8 protein-coding genes and 1 pseudogene are annotated in these 11328 nt (G+C 65.6%); 7 read left to right on the top strand and 2 right to left on the bottom strand.

Annotated features, from left to right (window positions below):
- A pseudogene (locus tag QZ213_RS16720) lies at nt 1-132 on the top strand (DUF1330 domain-containing protein); the annotation flags it as partial.
- Nucleotides 133-154: 22 nt separating this feature from the next.
- On the opposite strand, the gene QZ213_RS16715 reads toward QZ213_RS16720, so the two are convergent.
- The gene (locus tag QZ213_RS16715; RefSeq protein WP_291687199.1) at nt 155-2941 is read right to left on the bottom strand and encodes a [protein-PII] uridylyltransferase; all 2787 of its coding nucleotides are present in this window, start codon (nt 2939-2941) and stop codon (nt 155-157) included.
- A gap of 263 nt (nt 2942-3204) precedes the next feature.
- On the opposite strand from QZ213_RS16715, the gene QZ213_RS16710 reads away from it, so the two are divergent.
- From QZ213_RS16710 to QZ213_RS16690, 5 genes are all read left to right on the top strand, one after another.
- On the top strand, nt 3205-4179 hold the full coding sequence (locus tag QZ213_RS16710) for an aliphatic sulfonate ABC transporter substrate-binding protein (protein WP_291687198.1): 975 nt from the start codon (nt 3205-3207) through the stop codon (nt 4177-4179).
- Between the two features lie 212 nt (nt 4180-4391).
- Nucleotides 4392-5237, top strand: coding sequence for an ABC transporter permease (locus tag QZ213_RS16705; protein ID WP_291687197.1), 846 nt, complete (start codon nt 4392-4394; stop codon nt 5235-5237).
- Entirely contained in the window at nt 5237-6022 is a 786-nt protein-coding gene (locus QZ213_RS16700) for an ABC transporter ATP-binding protein (protein ID WP_291687196.1), read from the top strand. The genes QZ213_RS16705 and QZ213_RS16700 overlap by 1 nt, the downstream gene beginning before the upstream one ends.
- Before the next feature lie 57 nt (nt 6023-6079).
- A complete protein-coding gene (locus QZ213_RS16695; protein WP_291687195.1) occupies nt 6080-6589 on the top strand; it encodes an OsmC family protein in 510 nt (169 codons plus the stop codon).
- A 143-nt stretch (nt 6590-6732) separates the two neighbouring features.
- Nucleotides 6733-7551, top strand: a complete 819-nt coding sequence (locus QZ213_RS16690; protein ID WP_291687194.1) for a hypothetical protein — start codon at nt 6733-6735, stop codon at nt 7549-7551.
- A gap of 59 nt (nt 7552-7610) precedes the next feature.
- Here QZ213_RS16690 and mutS read toward each other — a convergent pair whose 3' ends face one another.
- Nucleotides 7611-10340 (bottom strand): DNA mismatch repair protein MutS, encoded by a 2730-nt coding sequence (gene mutS, locus QZ213_RS16685; RefSeq protein WP_291687193.1) that lies wholly within the window; start codon nt 10338-10340, stop codon nt 7611-7613.
- 338 nt (nt 10341-10678) lie between these two features.
- On the opposite strand from mutS, the gene QZ213_RS16680 reads away from it, so the two are divergent.
- Nucleotides 10679-11328, top strand: a 650-nt coding sequence (locus QZ213_RS16680; protein ID WP_291687192.1) for a beta-ketoacyl synthase N-terminal-like domain-containing protein, incomplete at its 3' end; no start/stop codon positions are given.

Genomic DNA, 11328 nt, shown 5'->3' with positions numbered 1-11328 from the left:
TTCGTCGAAATGATCAGGGATCCCGTCTATCGCGAAGCCGTGAAACATCGGCAGGCGGCAGTGAAGGACTCCCGGCTGATCCGGCTGGCGCCGCTTGCCGTCGGCAAGACCTTTGGTGAGGTTCCAGGATAGGCCGCGAAGAGGCGCAGGTGCATCACGCCGCCGGCTGCGCCACCGCCGAATCGTTGGCGAGCAGATGGATCAGCGCGCTCTTGATCGCGGCCTGCCGCGTCGGCGCGTTGATCTGCGCGCCCAGGAGGTCGGTGACGTAGAACACGTCGCGGGCGCGCTCGCCGAAGGTCGCGACATGGGCCGAGGCGATATTGAGGTTGAGCTTCGAGATCGCGGTGGTCAGTTCGTACAACAGGCCGGGCCGGTCGAGGCCGGAGACTTCGATCACGGTGTAGCGGTCGGACCACTGATTGTTGATGACGACTTCCGGTTCGACCACGAAGGGGCGCATTTTGCGTCCGGCGGCGCGGCGCGCCACCACTTCGGGCAGGCGCAGTTTGCCTTCCAGCACATCCTCGATCATCTCGCCGATCCGGGTCGCGCGCCGGCCCTCGTCCTCGTCGCGGTCGTATTCCCTTGATATCGCGACGGTGTCGAGCGCGCGGCCGTCGGTGGTGGTGTAGATTTGCGCGTCGACGATGTTGGCGCCTGCGGAGGCACAGGCGCCGGCGATGATCGACAGCAGCCAGGGATGATCCACCGCCAGGATGGTCAGCTCGGTGACGCCGCGCGCCTCGTCGAAGCCGACATTGATCGCGAGCTTGTGGCCGGCCTGTTCGCTGGCGCGCAGGAAGCGGGCGTGGCGGATCTTGCGCGGCAGCTCGACCTTGAGCCAGTACGCCGGATAGTGCCGCGCGATATAGGCGTTGAGTTCCTGCTCCGGCCACTCGGTGAACGCCGCGCGGAATTCCGCCTGCGCCACCGCGATGCGCCGGGCGCGGTTGACCTCGGAGAAGCCGCCGGTCAGGACCGGTTCGGTCTCGTAATACAGCGTGCGCAACAGCTGGGCCTTCCAGCCGTTCCAGACCCCCGGACCGACGCCGCGGATATCGGCTGTTGTCAGGATGGTCAGAAGCTTCATCTGCTCGACCGACTGCACCACCGCGGCGAAATTCTCGATGGTCTTGCGGTCCGAGAGGTCGCGCGACTGCGCCACCGTGGACATCGTCAGATGCTGCTCGATCAGCCAGGCGACCAGTTCGGTGTCGGCGGTGTTGAAGCCGAGCCGCGGGCACAGCCGCCGCGCCACCTTGGCGCCGGCGATCGAGTGATCCTCGGGGCGGCCCTTGGCGATGTCGTGCAATAGCGTGGTAATGTAGATCACGGCGCGGTGTTCGGGCCGGATCTTGCGCATCAAATCGCTGGCGACGATGAACTCGTCATTGCCGCCGCGTTCGATCTCCTGCAGATAGCCGACGCAGCGCAACAGATGCTCGTCCACCGTGTAATGGTGGTACATGTTGAACTGCATCATCGACACGATCTTGCCGAAGGCGCGGATGAAATGGCCGAGCACGCCGGTCTCGTTCATGCGCCGCAGCACGACTTCGGCGTCGTTCGACGTCAGGATTTCCATGAACAGCCGGTTGGCTTCGGGATCGTCGCGCAGCTGGGTGTTGATCAGCTTCAGTGACCGCGTCACCGTGCGCATGGCGTCGGGGTGAAACGCCAGATTGTTCTTTTGCGCAAGGCGGAAGATCCGGATCAGATTGACCGGGTCGTGCTTGAAGACGTCGGGCGCGGCGAGATTGATGCGGTTGTTGTCGACGATGAAATCGTCGCTGTCGGGCACCCGCCGCGTGCTCGGGCGCAGCCGCGACATCATGCGGCTCAGCACCGGCGCGGGCTTGGCCTGCTGGTCCTCCAGCTTGGCGCACAGGATCGCGGTAAGGTCGCCGACGTCCTTGGCGACCAGGAAATAGTGCTTCATGAAGCGTTCGACATCCTGCATGCCGGGATGCGAGGTATAGCCGAGCCGGATCGCGATCTCGCGCTGCAGGTCGAACGACAGCCGCTCTTCGGCTCTCCCCGAGAAGAAATGGATGTTGCAGCGGACCGACCACAGGAAGTCGGAGCAGCGGCGGAAGGTGCGGTATTCCTGGGCGTCGAACACGCCGCGTTCGAGCAGTTCGTCGGTCTCCCGCACCCGGTAGACATACTTCGCGATCCAGAACAGCGTGTGCAGGTCGCGCAGGCCGCCTTTGCCGTCCTTGACGTTGGGCTCGACCAGATAGCGCGATTGCCCGGCGCGGCGATGGCGCTCTTCGCGCTCGGCCAGCTTGGCGGTCACGAATTCGGCGGCGGTACCCTGCACCACTTCCCTGTCGAACCGCTCGACCAGCTCATTGTAGAGCGGCAGGTCCCCGGTCAGGAATCGGGTTTCGAGGATCGCGGTGCGGATCGTCATGTCGCCGCGCGCCTGCCGGATCGATTCGTCGACCGAACGCGTGGCGTGGCCGACCTTCAGCCCCATGTCCCACAGGCAATAAAGAATCGCTTCGGCGACCTGCTCGCCCCAGGCGGTCTGCTTGTAGGGCAGGATGAACAACAGATCGATATCGGATTCCGGCGCCATCAGCCCGCGGCCGTAGCCGCCGGTGGCGACCACCGCCATCCGCTCGGCGCCGGAGGGGATCGGCGAGCGGTAGAGATGACGCGTGGCGGCCGCGAACAGGATGCGGATGATTTCGTCCTGCACGTAGCACAGCCGCTCGGCGCAGCGCCGGCCGTGACGATCCTTGAGCAGCACGGCTTGCGCGGTGTCGCGCGCCGCGATCAGCTCGGCCTTCAGGTATTGTGCCGTAGCGGAGCGGAAGACGTCCTCCCGGCCGGCATGCTTTTCGGCGAGCGCGTCGACCGCGGCGGTGATCCGCGCGCTATCGAAACGGTCGTCGGCTACAGGCCTGCTCTCGGTCACAACGCTATCCATAACTACCCCGATATCGGACGGCGCCGATGCTGTCACGGGACAAACTGAGATAACAGCAGGTCCATGCTGAATTCCGCACCCACGGGGCAAGGCTGTTCTCGCTGCCAGCCTCGGGCGATGTGTATTTTCTCATTGACGCGCCCCCTAACTAATTGAAATAAAACGTTGTTTTTTGGGGAATGTTTCTGTGGGCCGAAGCGCGTCTCACGCGCTGGCCTTTCCCGCGATTCAATCTAGTCACTCACACCCGAGGAGTCCCGACGATGTCCAGAATTTCACGGCGTGCCTTGGCAGCGATCGTTGCCGCCTCGATGCTGATTCCCGGCGCCGCCCTTGCCGCCGAGCCGCTCAAGGAAATTCATATCGACTGGGCGACCTACAATCCGGTTTCGATCATCCTGAAGCAAAAGGGATTGCTGGAAAAGGAATTCGCCAAGGACGGCATCGGCATCGTCTGGGTGCAATCGGCGGGTTCCAACAAGGCGCTCGAGTTCCTCAACGCCGGCTCGATCGATTTCGGTTCCACCGCGGGCTCCGCGGCGCTGGTTGCCAGGATCAACGGCAATCCGATCAAGTCGATCTATGTCTATTCGCGCCCGGAATGGACCGCGCTGGTGACATCGAAGGATTCCAGTATCTCAACTGTCGCCGACCTCAGGGGCAAGCGCGTCGCGGTGACCCGGGGCACTGATCCGCACATCTTCCTGGTGCGCGCGCTGCTCGGCGCCGGCTTGAGCGAAAAGGACATCACGCCGGTGCTGCTGCAGCACGCCGACGGCAAGACCGCGCTGATCCGCGGCGACGTCGACGCCTGGGCGGGCCTCGATCCCATGATGGCGCAGGCGGAAATCGAGGACGGCGCGAAGCTGTTCTTCCGCAAGCCCGACGCCAACACCTGGGGCATTCTCAATGTGCGCGAGCAATTCCTGAAGGATTATCCCGATATCGTGCGCCGCGTGCTCGCTGCCTACGAGGATGCGCGCAAATATTCGCTGGCCAACTACGATGACCTGAAGAAGTCGTTCATCGCCGTGACCAAGTTGCCGGACGCGGTGGTCGACAAGCAGCTCAAGGAGCGCACCGAACTGACCCACAGCCGGATCGGTGCACCGCAGCGCGAATCCATTCTCGCCGCGGGCGTGGCCTTGCAACAGGCCGGCGTGATCGACGCCAAGGTCGACGTCAAGGCGACGCTGGATTTGCTGATCGACGATCAGGTTCCGCTGCCGACGAATTGAGGGTCGCGTTCATGCCCTCTCCCCTTGTGGGAGAGGGTGGCTTCGCGAGCGAAGATGGGTGAGGGGTCTGTCTCCGCGGATGGAGACCCCTCATCCGCCTTCAATGCTTCGCATTGAAGGCACCTTCTCCCACAAGGGGAGAAGGGAAGGAAGATCGCATCCTCCCATCCGCCAACTTGCAATCCTCGTCGAGACGCGTTCTTGCTATGGCCATGACGGTTGAACTGCCAGCGCTTGAACGGACCGACGCGATCGCAACTCCCGCGCCGTCCGGACGCCTGCGCCGCTGGGTGCGGCCGGCGCTTGGGCTTCTGCTGCCGGTTGGGCTGGCGCTGGCGTGGGAAATCATCGTCTGGCGCGGCCTGTCCAACGGACGGCTGGTGCCGCCACCCTCGAAAATTTTCGCCACCATCGTCGAGCTGGCGAAGAGCGGCGAACTGGTGCGCCATATCCTGGCGACGCTGACCCGGGTTGCCGCCGGCTTCGGCCTCGGCGTCGTGGCCGGCACGTTGCTCGGCGCCGTCTCCGGCTATTGGGGACTGGCGCGCCGGCTGCTCGATCCCACCGTGCAGGCGCTGCGCGCGATCCCGTCGATCGCCTGGGTGCCGCTGTTCATCCTGTGGCTCGGGATTTTCGAAACCTCGAAAGTCGCGCTGATCGCGGTCGGGGTGTTCTTTCCGGTCTATCTCGGCGTGATGGGCGCGATCCTGTCGGTCGACCGCAAGATCGTCGAAGTCGGCCGGACCTTCCGCCTCTCGGGGCCGGCGATGATCCGGCGCATTTTGCTGCCCGCCGTGCTGCCGGCCTATGTGGTGGCGTTGCGTGTCGGCCTGGGTTTGGGGTGGATGTTCGTGGTCGCCGCCGAGTTCATGGGTGCATCCGAGGGGCTCGGCTATCTCCTGATCGACGGCCAGCAGCTCGGCAAGCCCGCGCAGATCCTGGCGGCGATCGTGATCTTCGCCATTCTCGGCAAGACCACCGACTGGCTGATCGAGATCGCGGCCGTGCCGCTGTTGCGCTGGCAGGACGCTTTCGGCCGCCAAGGCGGAGCGGTCTGATGCTCGTCCTCGATCGGCTCGGCAAGGTCTACCCCAACGGCGTCAACGCCCTGCAGCATTTCTCCGCCGAGATCAGGCTGGGTGAGATCGTCGCCATCATCGGCGGCTCCGGCTGCGGAAAGTCGACGCTGCTGCGCGCTGTTGCCGGGCTCGATCGCCCCACTTCCGGCGCGGTGACGCTCGACGGCATCGGGATTTCGGCGCCGCACGCCAAAATCGGCATCATTTTTCAGGAGCCGCGGCTGCTGCCCTGGCTCAGCGTCGCCGACAATATCGGTTTCGGGCTCACCGATCTGCCCGCCAAGATCCGCCGGGAGAGAGTCGCGCGGGCGCTCGAACGGGTCGGCCTCACCGACAAGGCCGACGCCTGGCCGCGCGAATTGTCCGGCGGGCAGGCGCAGCGGGTGGCGATCGCGCGGGCGCTGGTGCCGCAGCCGGAGGTGTTGCTGCTGGACGAGCCGTTTTCCGCGCTGGATGCCTTCACGCGGCGAGACCTGCAGGACCATCTTCTGGACCTCTGGGCCGACACGCGGCCGACCCTGGTGCTGGTCACCCACGACGTCGACGAAGCCGTGGTGCTGGCGGATCGCGTCTTCGTGATGCGGCCGCGGCCGGGGCGCCTGTTCGAGGAAATCAAGGTCAATCTGGCGCGGCCACGTGACCGCAATTCGCCCTTGTTCGACAATTTCAAGCGCCGGGTGATGACCGCGCTGGATCGTTCGCTCGACCGCAACGTGCCGGATATCGATCCGAAATCGGCCGCGGGGGAAGCGATGTGGTGGTGACATCGGCGTCCTGACCCGTTAAATCCGAAGCGCACCAGCTATTCGGGAGAGAACAAGATGGACGCCGCCACACTCCGCGCCACGCAGGCCCCGATCAAGGAGCGCTACAAATCCGATCCCAAGGCGGCGATGATCACGCTGACCGCGCGGGGCTCGATCGAGAACGAGGGCATCGCCTGCAAGGTCGAGACCGGCCGCGCTTTGGCGGTGGCCGGTCTGCATCCGGGCTCCGGAGGATCCGGCCTTGAATTGTGCTCCGGCGACATGCTGCTCGAAGCGCTGGTCGCCTGTGCCGGCGTGACCCTGAAATCGGTGGCGACCGCGATCGAGGTGCCGCTGCGGTCGGGAAATGTCACCGCCGAGGGCGATCTCGATTTCCGCGGCACGCTCGGCGTCGACAAGGAGGCGCCGGTCGGCTTCGCCGAAATCCGCCTGCGCTTCGAGGTCGATACCGACGCGCCGCAAGAGAAACTCGATCTGCTGCTGAAACTCAGCGAGCGCTATTGCGTGGTGTACCAGACCATCAAGCACGGCCCGAAGGTTTCGGTCTCGATGCATCGGGTGTGACTCCCTTGTCGTCCCGGCCAAGCGAAGCGCGAGCCGGGACCCATACGCCGTGTCCCATCGTTTCAAGAAATGCTGTTCAACGGCTTTGATGCAACGCGAACAGCCGTGGTTATGGGTTCCTGCCTTCGCAGGAACGACAGGAAATGTCCCCCGACCTCGCTTTCATCCTGACGCTGGCGCTGCGCATGGCGATCACCGCGGCGTTCGTGGTGTCGGCCTCCGTCATCACCGAGCGCTCCGGCCCGGTGATCGGCGCGCTGGTGGCGACATTGCCGATTTCGGCCGGGCCGTCTTACGTCTTCCTCGCGCTCGATCACGATGCGGCCTTCATCGCCGAGGGCGCGCTGGCGAGCCTGCCGATCAACGCGGCCACGATCTGGCTGGCGCTGACCTATGTCGTGCTGGCGCAGCGCCGCAATGCGCTGGTCAGTTGCGGCGGCGCGGTGACGGTATGGATTGCACTTGCCGTGCTGATGCGGACGGTCCAGTGGTCGCTGGCCGGCGGCCTGATCGCGAACGCCGTCACGTTTGCGATCTGCCTGCCGCTGCTGCGGCGCTTCCGCCACGTCAGGATGCCGCTGATCACGCGGCGCTGGTACGATATCCCGCTACGCGCCTCGTTGGTCGCGACCCTGGTCGCAACCGTCGTCACGCTGTCGCGCTGGGTGGGGCCTGATATCAGCGGCGTGATCGCGCTGTTTCCGGTGGTGTTCACCTCGATGATGCTGATCCTGCATCCGCGCATCGGCGGGCGGCCGACCGCGGCCGTGATCGCCAATGGCGGCTGGGGCCTGATCGGCTTCGGCATCGCGATTGCCGTGCTGCACGTCGCGGCGCCGCCGTTCGGCTCGGCGGTCGCGCTCAGCCTTGCGCTGGCCACCTGCGTGAGCTGGAATTTGGGATTGTGGTGGAACGGGCGGAGGAATCTGGCAGTTGATCGTCATTCCGGGATGGTGCGTTAGCACCAGACCCGGATCTCGAGATTCCGGGTTTGATGCTTCGCATCGCCCCGGAATGACAACTACATCTTCGACAGCTTCGCCTTCAATGCATACAGCGCGTCCAGCGCTTCGCGCGGCGACATTTCGTCGGGATGCAGCGCCTTCACCGCTTCGATCAGTTTCTCGGCCTCGCTCGGCGGCGCCGGCTCGGCGGATGCGCGCGAGGGCACCGCAAATAGCGGCAGGTCGTCGGCCAGGGCGCGCGCGGTCTGGCCGCGGTCCTGCGCCTCGAGCTTTGCCAGCACCGACTTGGCGCGCGCGATCACCGGCGCCGGCAGCCCGGCGAGCTTCGCCACCTGGATGCCGTAGGAACGGTCGGCCGAGCCCGGCAGCACTTCGTGCAGGAACACCACGTCGCCCTGCCATTCCTTGACCCGCACGGTGGCGTTGAACAACCGCGGCAGCTTGGCCGACAGCGCAGTGAGTTCATGATAATGCGTGGCGAACAGCGCGCGGCAACGGTTGGCCTCGTGCAGATGCTCGATCGCGGCCCAGGCGATCGACAGCCCGTCGAAGGTCGCGGTGCCGCGGCCTATTTCATCAAGGATGACCAGCGAGCGCTCGCTGGCCTGGTTGAGGATGACGGCGGTCTCCACCATCTCCACCATGAAGGTGGAGCGGCCGCGCGCCAGATCGTCGGCGGCACCGACCCGCGAGAACAGCCGGTCCACGATCCCGATCCGCGCCCGCGTCGCGGGGACAAAACTGCCGATCTGCGCCAAGAGCGCGATCAAGGCGTTCTGCCGCAGGAAGGTCGATTTGCCCGCCATGTTGGGACCGGTGATCAGCCAGATCTGGCCCGATTTCTGTCCGGGCCCCGGCGAGAGATCGCAGGCATTGGCGATGAACGGCTGGCCGTCGCGCTTCAGTGCCTGCTCGACCACGGGATGCCGGCCGCCCTCGATGGCGAAGCCGAGCGAGGCATCGACCTCGGGCCGCACGTAATTGTCGTCGACCGCGAGCTTTGCCAGCGCGGTGGCGACATCGAGCATGGCAAACGCGTGCGCCGCGGCGCGCAAGTCATCGCTGGCGGCGACGGCCATCGCGCAGAGCTTGTCAAAAATCTCCAGTTCCAGTCCGAGCGCGCGGTCGCCGGCATTGGCGATCTTGGCTTCGATCTCGCCGAGTTCTGACGTGGTGAAGCGGGTCTGGCCGGCCAGGGTCTGGCGATGGATGAAGGTCGCGTTCAAGGGCGGCGTCATCAGCCTGTCGCCATGCTGCGCGGTGACCTCGACGAAATAGCCGAGCACGTTGTTGTGGCGGATTTTCAGGCCCTTGACGGAGGTCGCCTCGGCGTAGCGCGCCTGCATGGAGGCGACCACCAGACGCGAGGCGTCGCGCAGATTGCGGGTCTCGTCGAGCGCGGCCTGATAGCCTTCCCGGACAAAGCCGCCGTCGCGTTTTATCAAGGGCAATTGCTCGGCTAGCGCGCGTTCGAATTCGCGCGCCAGTTCGCGCGAGGGGCGGCGCAGCGCCTCCATCATGGCGGCGATTTCCGGCGGCGGGGTTTCCAGTTCGGCAAGCCGCGTCAGCGCCGCGTCGGCCGCAAGAATGCCGTCGCGCAGACCGGCAAGGTCGCGCGGGCCGCCGCGCCCGACCGACAACCGCGCCAGCGCGCGCGACATGTCGGGCGCCGCCTTCAAAGTGCTGCGCAGGTCGTCGCGCGCGGCACTATCGGCAACGAACGCCGCGATCGCATCCAGCCGCCGCGCGATCGCTGCGTTGTCGGTGAGCGGCGCCGCCAGCCGTTGCGCGAGAAGGCGCGATCCGGCCGCGGTCACGGTGCAGTCGATGGCGTCCAGCAGCGATCCGCGCCGTTCGCCCGCGAGCGTCCGCGTCAGCTCGAGATTGGCGCGGGTGGCCGGGTCGATCGCCATGGTGGTGCCGGCGGCTTCGCGCGACGGCGGCGACAGCGGCGGGCGCTTTCCGACCTGGGTGCGGTCGATATAGGTGACGGCGGCCGCGGCGGCGGTGGCCTCCAGCCGCGACATCGCGGAAAGCCCGTCCATGGTGGCGACCGCGAAATAATCGCACAGCCGCCGCTCGGCGGTGGCGCCGTCGAAGAAGTCACGCGTCAGCGGCGTCACCGCCGGCAGTTCGCGCAACAGCGGCCCCAGCTCGGGGTCGCCGTACAGCGCGTCGGTGAGGATGACCTCATTGGGATTGATGCGCGCCAGCGTCGCCGCGAGTTCGCCGGTTGCGCATTCCGTGACGATGAATTCGGAGGTGGAGATATCGATCCAGGCGAGCCCGATGCGGTCGCTTCCCGCCGACGCTTTCGCCCGCGCGATCGCCAGCAGATAATTGTTGGTCTTCGCGTCCAGCAGCGTGTCTTCGGTCAGCGTGCCCGGGGTGACCAGCCGCACCACCGCGCGGCTGACCACGCTCTTGTTGCCGCGCGCCCGCGCTGCCGCCGGGTCCTCGGTCTGTTCGCACACCGCGACCCGATGTCCGGCTTCGATCAGGCGATGCAGATAGTCCTCTGATCGCTCCACCGGCACACCGCACATCGGGATATCCAGGCCCTGATGCTTGCCGCGTTTGGTCAGCACGATGCCGAGCGTCTTCGAGGCGATCTCGGCGTCCTCGAAGAACAATTCATAAAAGTCGCCCATCCGATAGAACAGCAATAACCCGGGATTGGCGGCCTTGATCTCAAGGTACTGTTCCATCATCGGCGTGACGCGCGCGGCGGCCTCCGCGGGCGGCGCGTCATCGGGCAGAACGGGGATGGGCTGCTGGATCGTCATGGGCTGCGCAAACTACAAAATTTCGGCCTCCGGTCCTATCGGTTTGCCGCCGCATTGTGTGTTTTCCACGTTCTCCGCGAACACGTGCCCCTTCTATCGGTGAGAGAAGAAATTGCGGCGAGTCCCTTCTTCCCCCCTTGCGGGGGAGGGTCGGGGAGGGGGTGGCCGCGAATTCGGTGGATGTGGCTTACCCCTCTGCCTAACCCTCCCCCGCAAGGGGGAAGGGAACAGATCATGGTTGCGAGTCCATCAATTGACCTGCCGCGACAGCGCTCCTAAAACTCGCCATCCATTCGGGCTAACGGCTTCGGAAAACGCGGCATTCAGGGAGAGATTCGATGCGCGATGTATTTATTTGCGATGCCGTGAGGACCCCGATCGGCCGCTTCGGCGGGTCGCTCGCCAAGGTACGCGCCGACGATCTGGCGGCCGCCCCGATCAAGGCGCTGATGGCGCGCCATCCCAAGCTCGACTGGTCGGCCGTCGACGAAGTCTATTTCGGCTGCGCCAACCAGGCCGGCGAGGACAACCGCAACGTGGCGCGGATGGCGCTGCTCCTGGCGGGCATGCCGGAGACGGTTCCGGGCCAGACGCTCAATCGGCTCTGCGCATCGGGACTGGACGCGGTCGGCGCCGGAGGGCGCGCGATCCGCGCCGGCGAGATCGATTTCGCCATTGCCGGCGGCGTCGAGTCGATGACGCGGGCGCCGTTCGTGATGGGCAAGGCGGCGGAGGCGTTTTCGCGCTCGGCTGAAATTTATGACACCACCATCGGCTGGCGCTTCATCAATCCCTTGATGAAGGCGCAATATGGCGTCGATGCGATGCCCGAGACGGGCGAGAACGTCGCCGAGGAATTCCAGGTCTCGCGCGCCGACCAGGACGCGTTCGCGATCCGCTCGCAGCAGCGCGCAGGTGCCGCGATCGCGTCGGGCTATTTCGCCGAGGAGATCACGCCCGTTTCGGTGCCCGGCGGCAAGGCTGGCCC

Origin of the sequence: Bradyrhizobium sp. (genome assembly GCF_017881085.1) — a bacterium.
Lineage (GTDB): Bacteria > Pseudomonadota > Alphaproteobacteria > Rhizobiales > Xanthobacteraceae > Bradyrhizobium.
The sequence above is the reverse complement of the archived record's forward strand: the minus strand, read 5'-3'. Positions and strand labels throughout refer to the sequence as shown.